General features: G+C 62.2%; 15 protein-coding genes and 1 pseudogene. 8 read left to right on the top strand and 8 right to left on the bottom strand.

All coding sequences use genetic code 11. The annotated features are described in order from the left end of the window. A complete protein-coding gene (locus tag NKJ08_RS18205) occupies positions 1-630 on the bottom strand; it encodes a DUF1638 domain-containing protein (RefSeq protein ID WP_352528179.1) in 630 nt (209 codons plus the stop codon). A gap of 64 nt (positions 631-694) precedes the next feature. Between NKJ08_RS18205 and NKJ08_RS18200 the strand changes: the two genes are divergently transcribed. Further along, the gene (locus NKJ08_RS18200; protein WP_292654758.1) at positions 695-835 is read left to right on the top strand and encodes an EncA/B family entericidin; all 141 of its coding nucleotides are present in this window, start codon (positions 695-697) and stop codon (positions 833-835) included. An 81-nt stretch (positions 836-916) separates the two neighbouring features. Here the strand turns inward: NKJ08_RS18200 and NKJ08_RS18195 are convergent, their stop codons facing one another. Further along, positions 917-1615 carry a cobalamin B12-binding domain-containing protein gene (locus NKJ08_RS18195; protein WP_023676506.1) on the bottom strand — a complete coding sequence of 233 codons (699 nt, stop codon included), beginning with the start codon at positions 1613-1615 and terminating at the stop codon, positions 917-919. A 308-nt stretch (positions 1616-1923) separates the two neighbouring features. Here NKJ08_RS18195 and NKJ08_RS18190 point away from each other — a divergent pair, with 308 nt between their 5' ends. The 5 genes from NKJ08_RS18190 to NKJ08_RS18170 all read left to right on the top strand — a co-directional run bounded on the left by NKJ08_RS18190 (position 1924) and on the right by NKJ08_RS18170 (position 7888). Next, entirely contained in the window at positions 1924-3498 is a 1575-nt protein-coding gene (locus NKJ08_RS18190) for a trimethylamine methyltransferase family protein (protein WP_352528181.1), read from the top strand. 107 nt (positions 3499-3605) lie between these two features. Further along, complete coding sequence (locus NKJ08_RS18185; protein WP_352778479.1) at positions 3606-4277, top strand: hypothetical protein; 672 nt, start codon at positions 3606-3608, stop codon at positions 4275-4277. A 104-nt stretch (positions 4278-4381) separates the two neighbouring features. After that, positions 4382-5137 (top strand): dienelactone hydrolase family protein, encoded by a 756-nt coding sequence (locus tag NKJ08_RS18180; RefSeq protein ID WP_352778481.1) that lies wholly within the window; start codon positions 4382-4384, stop codon positions 5135-5137. Between the two features lie 67 nt (positions 5138-5204). Next, positions 5205-5765 (top strand): RNA polymerase sigma factor, encoded by a 561-nt coding sequence (locus NKJ08_RS18175; protein ID WP_352528215.1) that lies wholly within the window; start codon positions 5205-5207, stop codon positions 5763-5765. A gap of 2 nt (positions 5766-5767) precedes the next feature. After that, a complete protein-coding gene (locus NKJ08_RS18170) occupies positions 5768-7888 on the top strand; it encodes a vWA domain-containing protein (RefSeq protein WP_352778483.1) in 2121 nt (706 codons plus the stop codon). A 149-nt stretch (positions 7889-8037) separates the two neighbouring features. On the opposite strand, the gene bmt is transcribed toward NKJ08_RS18170, so the two are convergent. Together bmt and NKJ08_RS18160 are read right to left on the bottom strand one after the other, a co-directional pair. Beyond that, the gene (gene bmt, locus NKJ08_RS18165) at positions 8038-9054 is read right to left on the bottom strand and encodes a betaine--homocysteine S-methyltransferase (protein ID WP_352782522.1); all 1017 of its coding nucleotides are present in this window, start codon (positions 9052-9054) and stop codon (positions 8038-8040) included. An 88-nt stretch (positions 9055-9142) separates the two neighbouring features. Next, positions 9143-9985, bottom strand: coding sequence for a helix-turn-helix domain-containing protein (locus NKJ08_RS18160; protein ID WP_352528189.1), 843 nt, complete (start codon positions 9983-9985; stop codon positions 9143-9145). Positions 9986-10213: 228 nt separating this feature from the next. Here NKJ08_RS18160 and NKJ08_RS18155 point away from each other — a divergent pair, with 228 nt between their 5' ends. Further along, positions 10214-11224, top strand: coding sequence for a fatty acid desaturase (locus NKJ08_RS18155; protein ID WP_352782520.1), 1011 nt, complete (start codon positions 10214-10216; stop codon positions 11222-11224). 82 nt (positions 11225-11306) lie between these two features. Next, positions 11307-12107, top strand: a complete 801-nt coding sequence (locus NKJ08_RS18150) for a phosphate/phosphite/phosphonate ABC transporter substrate-binding protein (protein ID WP_352528193.1) — start codon at positions 11307-11309, stop codon at positions 12105-12107. 6 nt (positions 12108-12113) lie between these two features. Here the strand turns inward: NKJ08_RS18150 and NKJ08_RS18145 are convergent, their stop codons facing one another. The 4 genes and pseudogenes from NKJ08_RS18145 to NKJ08_RS18130 form a co-directional block, all read right to left on the bottom strand. Next, positions 12114-13427 (bottom strand): M24 family metallopeptidase, encoded by a 1314-nt coding sequence (locus NKJ08_RS18145; RefSeq protein WP_352782551.1) that lies wholly within the window; start codon positions 13425-13427, stop codon positions 12114-12116. Between the two features lie 22 nt (positions 13428-13449). Beyond that, a complete protein-coding gene (locus NKJ08_RS18140; RefSeq protein WP_352782518.1) occupies positions 13450-15033 on the bottom strand; it encodes an ArnT family glycosyltransferase in 1584 nt (527 codons plus the stop codon). A 78-nt stretch (positions 15034-15111) separates the two neighbouring features. Further along, positions 15112-17697, bottom strand: coding sequence for a GcvT family protein (locus tag NKJ08_RS18135; protein WP_352778492.1), 2586 nt, complete (start codon positions 17695-17697; stop codon positions 15112-15114). Continuing rightward, positions 17694-17961 (bottom strand): annotated as a pseudogene (locus NKJ08_RS18130) (hypothetical protein); the annotation flags it as partial. The gene NKJ08_RS18135 and the pseudogene NKJ08_RS18130, both read right to left, overlap by 4 nt.

The raw sequence follows: 17961 nt of genomic DNA, 5'->3' as shown, positions 1-17961 counted from the left end.
TCAAGCCAGGACTGCAGCGCTGGCCAACTCCTTCGTCAGGTCGCCATAGCCGGTCGAGCGGCGCTCATAGGCGAGGCCGAGCATTTTCGCGGCCTTTTCGGCGACCTTGTCGAGCTCCGGATCGTCGGTCTGGGCGATATAGATCAGCTTCTCGTAATTGCCGAAATAGTCCTTGATCAGCTCCGGGTGCTTGTCGAGGCCGAGCGGCTTCATGAAGAAAGCATCGAATTGCCGGCATAGGAAGTCGGTCATATAGAACGACATCATGTCGTCATCGGCGACCTTCGCATAGGCATCCATGCCCTGATAGAAGGCAAAGCAATGCGGTCCGGCCATGCGCTCGACGCCGTGCTTCTCGCAGATGCGGTCAAGCAGGCCACCAGTGCCGCAATCGGCATAGCCGACGAAGATGTGTTTGTAGCCGTCGGTCTTGGCCTTCTCGATAGCCTTGTCCATGGCCGGCGGGATGCGGTCCGGATAGAAATGGAACTCCGCCGGCAGGCAGGTCAGGTCGAGATGGTCGAGCCCGAGCTGCTCCTTGACCGCCAGAACTTCGCGCGCAATCATCCCGCAGGCGATGACGAGCAGCTTGTCGCCTTGATCGGATTGTTGTTTTCGCGCGGTACTCATGGAACCAGTCTAATCGATCTTCGTTGCTGTCCAGCAAATTTATGTGCTGAGGGAGACACCAATCATGAAATTGTTCCGCGTTGCGCCAATCGCTATTCTCGCCTGCGCCTTGGCTGTTTCGGCTTGCGCCAACACGGTTCGAGGCGTCGGCAAGGATCTCAAATCCACTGCGAAGGCCGTTGACGATACCGTCAAGAAACCCTGATCTGCACGGTTTCAGACATTTGGGAATAAAAAAGCCGCACTGCAAGGCGCGGCTTTTCTCGTCGGAGCCGAATTTGTTGGCTCAGGCCGAAGCGCGGACGTTGTGCTTGCGCTTCATGAAGTCCTTGGCGGTCTCGACCGCCACCGCGGCGTCGCGGCAATAGGCGTCGGCGCCGACGGCCTTGCCGAATTCCTCGTTAAGCGGTGCGCCGCCGACCAGCACGACATAATCGTCGCGAATGCCTTTTTCCTTCATCGTATCGATGACGACCTTCATGTAAGGCATGGTCGTGGTCAGCAGGGCCGACATGCCGATGATGTCGGGCTGGTGCTTTTCGATGGCGTCGAGGTATTTTTCGACCGCATTGTTGATGCCGAGGTCGATGACATCGAAGCCGGCGCCTTCCATCATCATGCCGACGAGGTTCTTGCCGATGTCGTGGATGTCGCCCTTGACGGTGCCGATCACCATCTTGCCCTGCTTCGGCGCGCCGGTGGCGACAAGCAGCGGACGCAGGATGAACATGCCGGCCTTCATCGCGTTGGCCGATAGCAGCACTTCCGGAACGAACAGGATGCCGTCGCGAAAATCCTCGCCGACGATGCGCATGCCTTCGACCAGAGCCTCGGTCAGAACCTTGTAAGGCGCCCAGCCGCGCTCGAGAAGGATGTTGGTGCCTTCCTCGATTTCTTCCTTCAACCCGTCGTAAAGGTCGTCGTGCATCTGCTGCACCAACTCGTCGTCGGAGAGTTCCGAAAGGATGATCTCGTCGTCGGCCATTTTTTCTCAGGCTCCTTGCCGGCTACAACTATCGCGGCAGCTTAAAAATATCGCGTCAATACCTAACCCGCGCGGGCCGGTTGTCCATAGCTGATTTGCGACTTCCCGCAAAAGGAAAGCGACCGTAAATCTCTTAGAATTCTTGTCGATTTTGCGACAGGCGTTGGCGCTGGCGGGCCGTTTCGAATAGGGTGCATGGCTACGATCCGGCCAGAGACCGCAATATGCGGCCGCAAACGGATTTCAGGCCGGAACAAGAGCCCGGCCAAAGCAAATCAGGCCAGAACGAAAGCCAGGGAAGAACGATTATGAGTGAGAACGCGCCGGTCGATCAGGAAGCGTCAAACGCACGGCGCGGGCGCGCTGCCAGCGGTGGCGCCGCAGCCCGACGAGCTGCACGTTCGGGCGGCGGCCCCGGCACACAGCTCACCTATATCAAGCGCAAGATCAACGTCTATGAAGTGTTGGACGAGGAAGGGCTGGCGCTGATCGAAAAGAACACCGACACGGTGCTGGAAGAGATTGGCATCATCTTCCGCGACGACGCCGAGGCACTGCAGCTTTGGAAAGAGGCGGGCGCCGACGTCAAGGGCGAGCGCGTGCATTTCCCCAAGGGCCTCTGCCGCTCGCTGTTGAAGACCGCTCCGTCCGTCTATACCCAGCACGCCCGCAACGGCGAGCGCTCGGTGCAGATCGGCGGCAACGCGACCGTGTTCGCGCCGGTCTATGGACCGCCCTTCGTGCGCGATCTCGACGGGGTCAGGCGCTATGCGACGATCGAGGATTTCCGGAATTTCGTAAAACTCGCCTATATGGCGCCGTCGATCCACCATTCGGGCGGCACGGTTTGCGAGCCGGTCGACGTACCGGTCAATAAGCGCCATCTCGACATGGTCTACAGCCATATCAAATATTCCGACAAGCCGTTCATGGGTTCGGTGACTGCGCCCGAGCGCGCCGAAGATACGGTGGCAATGGCCAAGATCGTGTTCGGCGACGATTTCGTCGAGAACAACACGGTGCTGACCAGCCTGATCAATGCCAACTCGCCGATGGTGTTCGACGAAACCATGCTGGGAGCGCTGAAAGTCTATTCGCGCCACAACCAAGCCTGCATCGTCACGCCGTTCATCCTTGCCGGTGCGATGAGCCCGGTGACGGTCGCCGGTACGCTGACGCAGGTTTTGGCCGAAGTGCTGGCCGGCGCGTCGTTCACGCAGCTGATCCGGCCGGGCGCGCCGGTGCTGTTCGGCACCTTCGCCTCGTCGATCTCAATGCAGTCTGGCGCGCCGACCTTCGGCACGCCGGAGCCGTCGCTGGTTTCCTATGGCGCCGCCCAGCTTGCCCGCCGGCTCGGCCTGCCGTTCCGCACGGGCGGCTCGCTTTGTGCTTCAAAAATCCCCGATGCGCAGGCGGCCTATGAGAGCGCCAACACGCTGAACTCGACGATCCTCGCCGGCACCAATTTCGTGCTGCATTCGGCCGGCTGGCTCGAGGGCGGTCTGGCCTCCTGCTACGAAAAGTTCGTGATGGACATCGACCAGCTCGGCATGACGCAGAAGTTCTCCGAAGGTGTCGACCTGTCGGAAAATGGCCAGGCGATGGATGCCATCCGCCAGGTCGGCCCGGGCAGCCATTATCTCGGCTGCGATCACACCCAGGCCAATTTCCAGACCGCGTTCTACCGTTCCAACATCGCCGATAACAATTCCTACGAGCAGTGGCTGGCCGAAGGCGAAAAAACCGCGCCGCAGCGGGCCAACGAGCTCGCCCGCCGCTGGTTGGAGAGCTACGAGGCGCCGTATCTCGACCCGGGCATCGACGACGGGCTGAAGGACTTCATCGCCAGGAAGAAGGCGTCGATGGCCGACGCCTTCACCTGAAAGGAGCCCGAATCAGGCGGGGCTAAAGTCGCCGACATCATCCACAAAGAAGTCTGGCGGAGCGCCTTCTCCGACCCGGACAAGAAGGGATGATCCTCGAGGGCAGCATGATCGAAACCATCGCGGCTGCGCTTTCCGCCCACGGCCTCATCCTGCGCGGCGGCTTCAATTTTGCGGGCGGTGAGGAAACACCTTCCGGTCTCTCCGGCGCTGCTGCCAGATCCGTCCTGCTGGTGGGGCAGGCGGGTGCCGCACCTTGGCCGCACTTCCTGCGCTGGCTGGAGAAACGATCACAATCCTTCGCCAATCCGCTCGACACATGGTCGCGCGAAGCGATCGGCGCGGTGGCCGAAAAATTCGGGGCACGCGCGGTGTCGCCGTCCGATAGGCCTTATCTGCCGTTCCAGCAATGGGCGATGCGGGCGGAGGGGCTGAAGCCGTCGCCGCTCGGCATCCTCGTGCATCCGCTATACGGGCTCTGGCATGCCTATCGCGGCGCGCTGCTGTTCGAAAACGAGATGGCGCTTCGAGAACCTCGCGACGCGATTCACCTTTGCGACACATGTGCCGAAAAGCCTTGCCTGAAATCCTGTCCGGTCGAGGCTTATTCTGCGGATGGTTTTGCGCATGAAACTTGTCTGGCGCATGTGCGCGGAGACCATGGCGCGCCTTGCCGGACCGGCGGCTGCCTTGATCGCAACGCCTGTCCTTACGGCGCCGATTATCGCTATCCGGCCAAGGTTCAGGCCTTTCACATGGCAGCATTCGCGCGTATTTAGCGTCGCCGAATGCCGCACGAAATCTTGAAGGAGATCGCCTCATTACGGCTTGCCGCGACGGTCACCGCAGATATCTATCGCACGACACGTCAACGGAGCGGATGATGGCCAAGCAAGCGATGCAGATCAAGACAAGTGACGGCGTGGCCAAAGCCGGGCTGTTCCGCTCGGCAGCCCCGGCCAAGGCAGCGATCATCCTCTACATGGACGCTTTCGGCCCGCGACCGGCGCTCGATCAAATGGCAGAGCGGCTCACGGACGAGGGCTACGCGGTGCTGGTGCCGGATCTTTTTTACCGCAATGCGCCCTACGGCCCCTTCGATCCCAAGACTGCGTTCAGCGAAGAGAAGAGCAAGGCGGCGGTCACAGCTCTCGTCGGCGGCACGACCCAGGAGATGACAATCCGCGACAGCGGCGCTTTCCTCGATGCGCTTGCTGCCCAAGGCCTGACCGGGCCGGTCGGCATTGTCGGCTACTGCATGGGTGGAGCGCGGGCGTTGAACGCGGCGGCCAGCCATCCCGACCGCATCGTTGTGGCGGCCAGTTTCCACGGCGGCAATCTGGCTGGTGACGCTGCCGACAGTCCGCACCGGAAGGCCGCCTCGGTGAAGGCAAAGGTCTATATCGGCACTGCGGGTGTCGACCGCAGCTTTCCGCCCGCACAAGCGGCGCGGCTGGCCGAAGCGCTGCGCGCGGCTGAGGTCGACCATGTGATAGAGAACTATGCCGGCATGGCGCATGGCTGGTGCGTGCCGGACCACAGCGCCTTCGATGCAGCCGGCGCCGAGCGCCACTGGAAGCGGCTGACGACGCTGTTCGCGGAGACGCTCGGTCAGGGCACGCCAACCGTTACGACGTGACGGCGCGCCAAAAAATTCTTTCCATCGCCCCAAGGAACAGCCATTAGCCTTCGTCCAACAGGCAATGATGGCGATGATGCTGGACGAAAGCGAAGCCTCCGACGCTGAACTGATCGGGCGGGCGAAGGGCGGAGATCGGGGTGCTTTCGGCAAGTTGCTCGAAAGGCACTACGGTTTCGTCTATCGCGCCGCCTATCGCTGGTGCGGGAAAAAGGCCGACGCCGAGGATATCGCCCAGGAAGTCTGCGTCCGGCTTGGCCGGGCGATCCGCGACTATCATGGCAGCGGCGCCTTCACGACATGGCTCTACGCCATGACGCTGAATGCGGCGCGTGACGTGATGCGCAAGACCGCCCGCGACACTGCCAAGACCGAGGCGTATGGCGCCTATGCGCTGATTTCGGGGGGAACCTCGGTCGAGCCGGAAGATCCGGCCGAGGCGCTCTGGGCAGCGGTGCGCAAGCTTCCTGACAAGCAGCGCGACGCGGTGCTGCTGGTCTATGGCGAAGGGCTGAGCCACGCGGCCGCCGCCGAGGCGATGGCGATCTCGGAGACGACGGTTTCCTGGCACATCCATGAGGCGAAGAAACGGTTGAAGACGCTGATGCGTTCAGCCGGGGAAGTGTGACCATGGTCGACGACAACCAACTGAACAGGCTGCGCGATATCGCGGCACCGGCGCCGGACGCGGACGCAAAGGCGCGTGCCTTCCATGCCGCCATGCGCGCCTATGACATGGACGAAAAAACTTCACCTGCCGCCCAAGGATCGGTGAGCGGGCTTCGTCTCACAGAGCGAGCACGAAAGCTCTGGAGCGAAATCATGCAAAAGAAACTCTTCGCCACGCCGGCCATTGCCGGGCTCGTTGCCCTGCCGATCGCCGGATATGCCACCATCTATATGCTCGGGGAATCCAAATTCGGTGGACCCGAATTCGGCGGGGACGATAAGATCACCGAAACGCTGGCTGACAAGCCGGCGACCGTCAAACCGCCGGTCGTGGCCGAAGCGGACAAGCAGAAGAAGGCGGATGCTGACAGTGAAAATCGCGACGTCGGCGAGGCGCTTGTGGCGCCGACATCGCCGCCGAAAGCGGAATCGACCGCAGTCGGTGGGCTGACGCAGCAGGAGGCGCTCACCCGCAATGCTCCCGAACCGGCGCAGAGTGGCGAGTTTGTGCTGAATGGCGGCACCCGCACCGCGGCTCCGGCCGTCGATGGCGGCGCGCGGGTCGGACGCATGCCTGGCACGGTTGCCGATTCCAAGCTGATGGCACAGCAGCCTGCCGCTGCGCCGGCCGACCAGATGCTTCCGCAAGAGGAAAACCGCGATCGCGTCGAGAATTTCAAGACCAATCCGGTGCATGCCGCAATGGAAGACCCGGTCTCGACCTTCTCTATCGATGTCGACACCGCTTCCTATTCCTTCGTGCGGCGCTCGCTGAAAGAAGGTTTTATTCCGCAGGCCGATACGGTGCGCGTCGAGGAGATGATCAACTATTTCCCCTACGACTGGAAAGGCCCGGACTCCGCGTCGACGCCATTCAACTCGATCGTCAGCGTCATGCCGACGCCGTGGAACGAGCACACTAAATTGATGCATGTCGCCATCAAGGGGTTCGACGTGAAGCCAGCTGAGCAGCCCAAGGCCAATCTGGTCTTCCTGATCGATGTGTCCGGGTCGATGAACGAGCAGGACAAGCTGCCGCTCCTGCAGTCGGCCTTCCGGCTGCTGGTCAACAAGCTAAGACCCGACGATACCGTCTCGATCGTCACTTATGCTGGCGATGCCGGCACCGTGCTGGAGCCCACCAAGGCTTCGGAGAAGAACAAGATCCTCGCCGCCATCGATAATCTGACGTCTGGCGGCTCCACGGCGGGCGAGGCGGGCATCAAGGAAGCCTACAGGCTGGCGCAGAAATCCTTCGTCAAGGACGGCATCAACCGTGTGATGCTCGCCACGGACGGCGACTTCAATGTCGGCCAGACCGACGACGACGATCTGAAGCGGCTGATCGAAAAGGAGCGCAAGACAGGCGTGTTCCTGTCGGTGTTCGGCTTCGGCCGCGGCAATCTGAATGACCAGATGATGCAGACCATCGCTCAGAACGGCAACGGCACCGCCGCCTATATCGACACTTTGGCGGAGGCCGAGAAGGTGCTCGTGGAGGATGCCTCCTCGACACTGTTCACCATCGCCAAGGACGTGAAAATCCAGGTCGAGTTCAACCCGAACAAGGTCTCGGAGTACCGGCTGATCGGCTATGAAACCCGTGCCTTGAACCGCGAGGATTTCAACAACGACCGCGTCGACGCCGGCGAGATCGGCTCAGGCCATTCGATCACCGCGATCTACGAGATCACGCCTAAGGGCAGCGGCGGCGAACAGATTGATCAGCTGCGCTATGGTCAGGCCTCGGTGAACAATGGCGGTGTCGCCAATGCCGACGAATATGCCTTCCTCAAGATCCGCTACAAGCTGCCGAACGAGGACACTTCGAAGCTGATCACCACTCCGGTGACGTCAGCCAACGAGGTGGCGTCGTTCGACCAGGCCAGCACCGACCAGCGTTTCTCCGTTGCCATCGCTGCCTTCGGCCAGAAGCTGCGCGACGAGGATGCGACCGCGAAGTTCGGTTACGACAAGATCACGGAGATTGCCACCGCCGCCAGAGGAGCCGACCCGTTTGGGTACCGGTCCGAGTTCCTCTCGCTCGTGCGCCTTGCCTCGGCGATCGGCGGTAACCGGTAGTGGCAATGACGGCCGGTTTCTTTCAGATGGGATCGTTCTGATAGGGGGAGCCGGCCTACGGGCGGGTGAGGCAGGCCGGCGAGGGAAACCTTGCCGGCCTTTTTTTGTGGCAGCACCGCTTCGCGCGGAATGCTGCGCAGCCGAAAGCATCAGGCGCGTCCGCGGCGGCGCTCGCGGCGGGCTTCGCTGGTCTCGGCGACGTTTGCTGTCGCCTGCTTGTTGCGCATCGGGCCGATACGTTCGACGATCTGCTCGACGGTCGGGCGATCCGACTTCATGTGTGTATCGAGCGCCTTGCGCATGGCGGCGAGGTGCTGGAACGAGGTGCCGCAGCAGCCGCCGACGATCTTGGCGCCGGCATCGACGGCGAGGCGCACATAGTCGGCCATCAGCTCGGGCGTGCCGGAATAGTAGATCTCAGCGCCGCGAAATTCGGGAATGCCGCAATTGCCCTTGACGATCACCGTTGCCTCCGGCTTCGCCTCGGTCATGTCGAGCAGCGAAGCAAGAATATCGGAGGCGCCGACACCGCAATTGGCGCCGACACCGAGCGGCGTCTGCGACAGGCCGTCGACGACACCGTGGATGTCCTTCGGCAGCAGCCCCATCATGGTGCGGCCGGCGGTGTCGAAGGAGCCGGTATAGGTATAGGGCAGGCCGACGCGGATGGCGGCTTCGGCGGCGGCGCGGATCTCGTCCGGCGCCGACATGGTCTCGATCCAGGCGACTTCGGCGCCGCCAGCCTTCAGGCCCTCGATCTGTTCGGCAAAGGCCTCGACCGCCTCGTCGTAGGTCATGGCGCCGAGCGGCACCAGCAGCTCGCCGGTCGGACCGACGGAGCCGGCCACGATCACCTTGCGGCCGGCCTTTTTTGCAACGGCGCTTGCGATCTCGGCGGCGCGCTTGTTCAGCGCGTAGACCCGGTCCTGTGCATGGTGCAGCTTGAGCCGATGGCGGGTGCCGCCAAAAGAGTTGGTCAGGATGATGTCGGCGCCGGCATCGACAAAGTTCTGATGCAGGCTGGTGATGGTGTCGGGCGCGGTCTCGTTCAAGAGCTCGGGGGCCTCGCCGGCTTCAAGTCCCATGGCGAACAGATTGGTGCCGGTGGCGCCATCGGCGAGCAGGACGCCCTTTTTGGCAAGCAGCGCGTCGATCGGATTGGTCATGATGAAATACGCCTTCCCGGAGAATAACTGAGATAAAGATATAAAGAATTCTTTATGTGGCGTCAATGTCGGCGCGAGAAACAACCGGTCAAAATCGCATCTCCGCGAGCTTTCGTGTGAAGCTGGCCGCCTCATGAGCGTTGACGTCTGCGGCGCGGATCAGATTGTCGAAATGGCTGGTCAGGGTGCGGATTGGCTGGGTGGCGTTCAGCACCAGATACATGTCGCCGACATAAATGGCGGCGCGATAGGGTCCGAAGATGGTGTAGGGGATCGAATAGCGCATCCGCCCGTCATAGAGAAACAGGCGGAAGGTGGGATAAAGGTCGTCGAGCAGCGTCGCCATGTGGAGGAGCTGCTGGTGACGGTCGGCCTCCGGGAAACGGTCCCACACGCCCAGCCCGCGCGCGAAGATCTCCAGCGTATGGCGCGGCATACAGACTTCCATGTCGGTTTCGGGCCGTCGGTTGTAGTCGATGCGGTACTGCGTTTCGCCGGCCTGTGCCTCGCGGCTCTTGTTGGCGATGACGGCTTCGTAGTCGACAAGCGCCTCGGTGCGCAGAAGATCGGGAATGCCGGCCGGCACGTAGCGGATTTTCGTTCCGGCCGCCTCGGCATGCCAGCGAGCCAGCAGCGTGCGGTCGAAGCCGTCCGGCGCCTCCTCGATCTCGAGGCTCTCGCGGATTTCGCCGGTGACGCCTTCGTCCTGGCTGAGACCGAGCAGCCAGTCGAGCGAGACTTTGAATTCGGCGGCGATGTTGAGCAGCGTTTCGGCTCGGGGAAGGCGGGTCGAGGCGCCGGAGAGCAACTGCGACAGCGCCGAACGGTCGATGCCAACCGCTGCGGCGAAGGCCGACTGGTTCAAATCGGACCTTGTCAAGAGCATTTTCAGGCGTTCGCGAAAGATCGTCGACAGGTCGCGCTTGTCCAAATTGCCACTCCACTCGATAGGAGGAAAAATTTGCGCCGAAGCCGTCAATAGTGCCTTGTGGGCGCAAATGAATCCGGAAGCTTGTTCACAATAGATAACATCTGCGGCTGAAAATGCGCAATCGCAACAGTTTGTGCGCTTTATCGCGTTGCAGTAAGGCAACGCTCCTGACACAATGCTGTCAGGAATCAAACGGGTTCCGGCGACTGGAAGGCAGTGGTCGATAGCATGACGAGTACGGGCAATAGGCGACGCGGTGCAGCGGCCATCGAATGGCCGACCGTGCTTCTTGCATTTTTCTGCTACGGCGGCTGGCTCGCCACCGGTTTCCTGCTCTGGCCATCCTACCCGCTGCTGGCGCTCGCCCTTCTGACCCTGATTGCGGCGCTGCAATCCTCGCTGATGCACGAAGTGCTGCACGGCCACCCAACCCGGAATGCGCGGCTCAACGAAGCCTTCGCGTTCTTGCCGATCGGTCTTGTCTGGCCGTTTCGCCGGTTCAAGACCATTCATTTGCGCCACCATGCAGACGAACGGCTGACCGATCCGCTCGACGATCCCGAAAGCTATTACAAGGCGCTCTGGCAGCACGAGGAGCTGCCGTCGGCGATGAAGTTCCTGCTGAAGATCAACAACACGATGCTCGGGCGCTTGGTGCTCGGCCCGTGGCTTTCCTGCATCGGCTTCTTCATCGACGATGCCAAGCAGGTTGCCGCGGGCGACAAGACCATCCGCAAGGCGTGGCTGCTGCACGCGATCGGCCTCGCCGTGGTGTTGCCTGTCGTGCAGTTCGGCTTCGGCATGCCGTTATGGCTCTACATACTGGTGCCGGTATGGCTTGGGCAGTCGCTGATTTCGATCCGCACCTACGCCGAGCACCAATGGTCGGAACATCCGGAAGGCCGCACGATCATCGTCGAGCGCTCGCCGCTATCCTTGCTGTTCCTCAACAACAATTTGCATTTCGTCCATCACAAGAGCCCGACGGTGGCCTGGTACAGGCTGCCGAAGCTGTTTGCCGACCGCCGCGACGAGTGGCTGCGGATGAACAATGGCTACGCCTATCCGAACTATTTCGCGCTGCTCAAGGCCTATGCCTTCAAGGCGAAGGAGCCGATCGTCCATCCCGTGCTGCGGCGTACGCCGGATCTGGGACGCGCGTTCAAGCCGCGCGTCAGGGCGCGCAGCCTCAATGGGCTTGGCAGCGCACCGGTACCTGCCGAGCCGCCGAAGGAATGATTTTTGCGGCATTGCAAGCGGCGCCGCGGAGCGACGCTTTCCTGAACTTGTCAATTTCCCCGCATAACGGTCAAATCTCGGCATGAGCGAATTCATTGCGGCTTTGCCGATGTATGACTGGCCGGAAGCGCGGGACGAGGTCGACGCAGAATGGGCGCGGCTGCGCGATGTTTTCAGACAAAAAGGCATCGATGCGCCGGAGACGATCATCCGCCGCAACGGCGATTTGCCGCCGGTGCCTGGCGGTATCCGCGATGATCAGGGAAAACTCATCGCGCCCGATCCGGCGACATTGCCGCCGGACGTGCTGGATTTTCACCGGCTCTGGCTGCATCCGGCGCTGCTCTTTGCGCAAACCTGCTGGGGACCGATGGAACTCGGCCTGTCGCAGCGTGTCCACCTCGTCGGCCAGCCGCGCTACGACGCATTCGAGGGCGGACAGGGCGAACTCTATTCGAGCGCCATCGTCATGAGGGCGGGTGAGGCACCGCCGGCAAGGTCGCCGGACGACGGCGGCGCCGTCATTCCGCTCGATCTGCTGCGCAGCAAGCATTTCACCTTCAACAGCCTCGATTCCATGTCGGGCATCATCGCGCCAACACGCGACCTGCAAGCATTCGGCGAGAGTTTGGATATCTTTTCCGCGCTGAGCGAAAGCTGTGGGCACCGCGCTTCGATCGTTGCTGTTGCCGAGGGCAGGGCCGACGTCGCGGCGATCGACTGCAAGAGCTGGGCGCTGGCGCAGCGTTTCGAGCCTGCGGCGCAGAAGGTGACGGTCGTCGGCTGGACAAGGCGGCGCAAAGGCTTGCCGTTCATCACCGCCAGGACGACGCCAGAAGCGATCGTCGCCACGATGCGCGAGGCGATCGCGGCGCTGACGTAGATTCGCTCAGCCGCCAAGCAGCCGATTATCGAGCGGGTAGGTCGAAAGCTTCTCGTTGCCGGTCTCGGTGATCAGAATCTGTTCCTCGATCTTGACGCCTTCGTAGCCGCCAAGCCGGCCGATATAGCTCTCGACGCACAGCACCATGCCTGACACGAGCACGCCGTCGGGTGTGTCGTCGGTCCAGTCGCTGGCATGCGGCAATGTCGGGTATTCGTCGGCAAGGCCGACGCCGTGATAGAGCACCCCGTAACGGGCTGGGAAGCAGTCTCCCGGCGGCACTGACGAGCGCTCGACGAGGTCGCGGAACGATACGCCCGGCCGCATCAGCTCTGTGTTATGGGCGATCTGGTCGGCGGCGATGCGGAACAGGCCGCGCTGCTCCTGCGACGGCGGCGCGTCACCGCAAAGCCAGGTGCGCGAAAGGTCGGCGCAGAAGCCGTAAGGACCGATCAGGTCGGTGTCGAAAGCGACGAGATCGCCAGCCTCGATCGTCCGCGAAGAACATTCCTGGAACCATGGATTGGTGCGTGGGCCCGACGACAGGAGCCGGGTTTCGATCCATTCGCCGCCGCGCGCGATGTTGCCGCGATGGAGTTCGGCCCACAATTCGTTCTCAGCGATGCCGGGCCTCAGCGCCTGCTCCATCTCGTCCATCGCCGCCTCGCAAGCGACGATCGCCCGGCGCATGGCAAGGATCTCGTCGGGCGATTTGATCAGCCGCGCATTTTCCATCACCGCCTCGCCATTGCCGGTCGAAATGCCGAGACGGGCGAGCTCTTCGATGCCCTCGGGATTGATGTGATCGACGGCGATACGGCGATTGCCGCCGCCATGTTCCGATACGAGCTCGGCAATGCCGGATGCCCAGCGGCGCACTTTTTGACCGGTCAGCTCGCCGCTATAGAGATATGCCCACGATACAGCCGGCCGCACCTCGTCGACGACGCCGGAATGGTCGGAAAGGTGCTCGCATGAGAAATAGTCGAACAGCACCACCGGGCCATCGGTGGCGACGAAACAATGCCTGGTCGGATTGTGCGCGACCCAGAGCTGCATGTTGGTGGCATCGGTAGCGTAGCGGATGTTGACCGGATCGTAGAGTAGGGCTCCAGCATAGTCGCGGCGCTTCAACTCGGCGCGGATGCGGTCTAGCCGGTATCGGCGCATGGCGGGCAGGTCGGGCGCGGCAATACCCGCCGCTTGCCACTCGGCTTCCGCCAGCGCTCCATAGCCCAGCACATGCTGGTTGAGTTTGGCGGCCTTCAGGCGCGATTTTTTGCGCAGCGCATCGATCGAGCTGTCCGGCTCGAACGGCATGATCTTGCGATGACGGGGCCGATCAGTCGGGTTCTTGTCCACCCTCGGCTCCTCCGCTAGCCTTGGGCGCCGTGGCTCCTCCCACCACCATTCTCTTCAATCTTACATACGCGCCGGGCCGGGCAGATTTGCCGGTGCCACGCAACAGCGGAACCATGATTTGCCGCGGTTGGCCGTCCGGCTCATAGCCGGCCGCTTTGAGCTGGTCCAAAATGACCGGCCTCGGATCGTCACGGTCAAGCCAGACGAGTACGGCCGGCTCCTGCATCAGCGTTTCGAAATTAGGCACTTCCTGGTCAAGCGCGACCAGCTTTTCGTCGACCAGCCGCAGGTTTCCGACCCATGCACCGTCGGATATTGCGGTTTTCACCGGTCCGTCCGCAGTCAGTTGGCGATAGAGAGCCGGGTAATCCACGCGGATCATGCGCGAGAGGCCACTGGTCCCGTTTATCTGGACGTACCAGGTAGCGGGCGCGAGCAGCACGGCGATGATCGCTCCAGCAGCGATCACCAGGAGCTGCGCATTCCTGCCGCGCGGCGCCAGCCGTTCCATAGTGGCGACGATGGCCAGCGGCAACATGAACAGGACCGGCAGCAGCCAGCGGTCCTTGACCACCGTCACGCCGGTGGCCAGTACAAGTATTGCCAGCATGGCCAAACCGAGCGCCAAGGTACGCCACAACAGAATTTCCCTAGCCGGACCTTTCGGGTGCCGCTCGGAGAAACGGAACCCGGCCAGCCCGAAAGCCAGCGCGGAAACGAACACCGGCAAGACCGCGAAATTGAAGGTCCCCATGATAAACTTGCCGGCGCCGACAAAGGCCGCCGCCATGCGCCCTTGTTGCGAGTCTATTCCGAACTTCTCGCCTCTCGACAATAAATCGGCGGGATGCATGAGGCTCCAATAGGTGGTTGGCGCCAGCACCAATATCGCGACCGCTATGCTGATTGCGAACTTCGGATCAAGGATCGCGCTGCGCAATTCGCGCAGCGACAGCATTGCCGCAACAAGGGCCACCACAAGGAAGACATCGTTGTATTTGGCAAGAATTGCCGCCGCCGTGGCCAGGCCAAACGCCGCATAGGCGATCATGCTTCGCCGCTCGAGAAGATAGGCCATGGCGAGCAGGAGCAGCGAGCAGAAGCCGACGACGGCGACGGAATGCGACAAAGCGCGCTGCGATTCCCAGACGACCTGCGGGATCGTAAACAGGCCGAACATGGCCGCCGCGGCTGTCGCCTTGGTGTAGCCGAACCGCCGCATGGCGGCGAACACGCTGCAGGCGGCGAGGAACAGCACGGAGTATTTGACGAGCTTCAGCGTGAAGATACTGGTGCCGAAAACATGCGCGGCCAGCCAATTGATCCAGGTATAGAGGGGTGGTTGCGAGCCGCCATATCCGGCCCAGAGATACGGAACATAGATCAGCTGCTCCGCATCATCGATGCCGACACCGGTTCCCGCCCAAGAGCTCAACAGGGACAGTATGATGGTCTGCAAGGCGAAGTAAGCCGCGACCATGACGATCGCCGCCGGGAAGGGGCCGATCCGCCCCTCGGCAAGCCACTTGGCCCATTTCAGATTGTACTTCAATGAAAATCTCATCGCCCTTGCCGGCATAGTGTTGCCGGCTGCGCTAGCATGAAGAGTATGCTCCGCACAATGCGACCGCGTTGTGTGGGCTTACGTCCGCATCTTCTCGCCACTTGGGTCGAAAGGCGGCTCAACATTGATGCGCGCCGGCCGCCGGTGGCCAAGGATTTCGATCTCGAACAGTCCGGCGCTCTCGTTTTCGGCAAGGGCCGCCGGCACATAGCCTTGCGCCATCGACTTCTCGACGTAATGCGCATAGCCGCCGGAGGTGACCCAGCCGACCACGCGCCAGTCGCCATCGACGATGCCGCGCACGGCGGACGCGCCTTCCGCGGCCTTCGAGCCGCGCACTTCCTTGCCGCCAGCGTCGAAGCGCGGCGCGCCGTAGCCATGCGGCCTTTCCACCGTGCCGTAATCCTTGCCGCCGACCTTGGCCCAGATCGGCTCGTCGCCCATCACGTCGGCGTCCGCTGCATCGACGATGAAAGAGACGCGGCGCAGCTTCGGCCCTGCCGCCTGTTCCTTGGCCGCTGCCTCCCGGCCGATGAAGTCGTTCTTCTCGAGCTTGATGAAGCGGTCCATCGAGCCCTCGAACGGTCCGTAGATCGGACGAAGCTCGCGGAACCAGGTCGGAAAGTTCTTTTCAAGCCGCATCGACAGCAGAGCGCGCATGCCGAAATCGACAAGGCCGAATTCTTCGCCGGCCTCCTTGATCGCCTTGTAGACAAGGCGCTGGTAGGCCGGCGCCATCCAGATCTCATAGCCGAGGTCGCCGGTGTAGGTGATGCGGTTGACCATGCAGGGCGCGCCGCCGACCGCCATTTCGCGGAAATCCATGAAGCGGAAGGCCTTGGTCGAGATATCGACATCGACCAGTTTCTGCAGCAGGTCGCGGGATTTCGGCCCGGCGATGGAGAGGCCGACCAGCGTCTGGTCGAAGCGGTGGATGCGGACCTGCGACCCCCTTGGGCCGTCCTTCGGCAGGTGCTTTTCGAACCAGCGCATATGGTATTTCTGCGCAGCTGACGAGCCCCAGATCATGAAGCGGTCGTCTCCGGCCTTAGCGATGGTGAAGTCGCCGATCAGCCTGCCGAACTCGTTCAGCATCGGAGTCAGCACGATGCGGCCGGTCTTCGGCATGCGGTTGGTCATCAGCCGATTGAGAAAGTCTTCGGCCCCTGGTCCGGAGACTTCATATTTGGCGAAGTTGGCGATCTCGGTGACGCCGACCTTCTCGCGGGTAGCGCGTACCTCCTCGCCGATCGGGCCGAAATCATTGGAGCGGTGGAAGGACACGATGTCCTTCGGCTCGGAGCCTTTCGGCGCGAACCAGAGCGGAGTTTCGAGGCCCCAGCTATCGCCCATGACCGCATTGTTGGCGAGCATTGTGTCGTAAACCGGGGTCGTCTGCGCCGGTCTGGCTGCCGGCAATTCCTCATTGGGAAAGCGGATGGAAAAGCGGCGCGAATAGTTTTCGCGCACCTTGGCGTTGGTATAGCGCAGCGTTGCCCATTCGCCGAAGCGCGCAACGTCCATGCCCCAGACGTCGAAGCCGGGGTCGCCATGGACCATCCAGTTCGACAGCGCCAGGCCGACGCCGCCGCCCTGGCTGAAGCCGGCCATGACGGCACAGGCGCACCAGAAATTGGTCAGGCCCTGCACCGGGCCGACCAGCGGATTGCCGTCCAGCGCGAAGGTGAAGGGGCCGTTGATGATCTGCTTGATGCCGGCCTTTTCGATGCCGGGAAAATGCTTGAAGCCGATCTCGAGCGACGGCGCGATGCGGTCGATGTCGGGCTGCAGCAGCTCGTGGCCGAAATCCCACGGCGTGTTGACCGGCGACCACGGCTTGCAGGCCTTTTCATAGGTGCCGAGCAGGATGCCGTTGCGCTCTTGGCGGGTGTAGATCTCGCCCTTGAAATCCATCACGCCGATCATCTCGCGGCCAGTCGACTTGTTGAATTCCTCGACCTCCGGCATCGGCTCGGTCAGAAGATACATGTGCTCCATCGCCAGCACCGGCAGTTCGACACCGACCATGCGGCCGATCTCGCGCGCCCACAGGCCGCCGCAGTTGACCACATGCTCGGCTTTGACCGTGCCTTGCTCGGTGACGACGTTCCAAGTGCCGTCGACCTCCTGCGTCAGTTCGACGACGCGGTTGCGCAGCACGATCTCGGCGCCGAGTTTCCTGGCGGCCTTGGCATAGGCGTGGGTGGTGCCGGAGGGGTCGAGATGGCCCTCGACTGGATCCCACATCGCGCCGACGAAATTCGTCTCGTCCATCAGCGGGAACATCGCCTTGGCCTCGGACGGCGTGATCAGTTCGGTGTCCATGCCGAGATAGCGGCCCTTGGCGTGGGCGAGCCGCAAGAAGTCCATGCGCTCGCGCGTGTCGGCCATCATGACGCCGCCGGTCAGGTGCAGCGAGCAGGACTGGCCGGAAATCTCCTCGATCTCCTTGTAGAGCTGCACCGTATAGGCCTGCAGCTTGGCGACGTTGGGATCGCCGTTCAGCGTATGGAAGCCCCCTGCCGCATGCCAGGACGAGCCGGAGGTGAGCTCCGAACGCTCGATCAGCATGATGTCGGTCCAGCCGGCCTTGGCCAGATGATAGAGCACCGAGCAGCCGACGACGCCGCCGCCGATAACAACCGCTTTTGCGTGAGATTTCATAAGGATAGGTCCGTTTTTGAAGAGGTTGAATCGAGTGAGCGGGGCGCGAAAACAAAGCGGAGATCGGATACAGCAATGGTTTCGGCCAGCCTGCCATCAAGCGCAGCAAGGATGGTTTCACAGACGACCCCGTCGATCGGGGGAGAGGTGTCGCGGGCAGCGCGGCGGGGGGGGGGGGGCCTGTTGATAAAACCAAAACACATGATAAAAAAAATGTCGGGGCCGCCCCATGCGCCCCGCGCTGGTCGGCGCAAACAGTTAGGG

The sequence above is a fragment of the Mesorhizobium sp. M0244 genome (assembly GCF_040321795.1).
Classification (GTDB): Bacteria; Pseudomonadota; Alphaproteobacteria; order Rhizobiales; family Rhizobiaceae; genus Mesorhizobium.
This window is presented reverse-complemented; position numbering and strand designations above follow the sequence as displayed.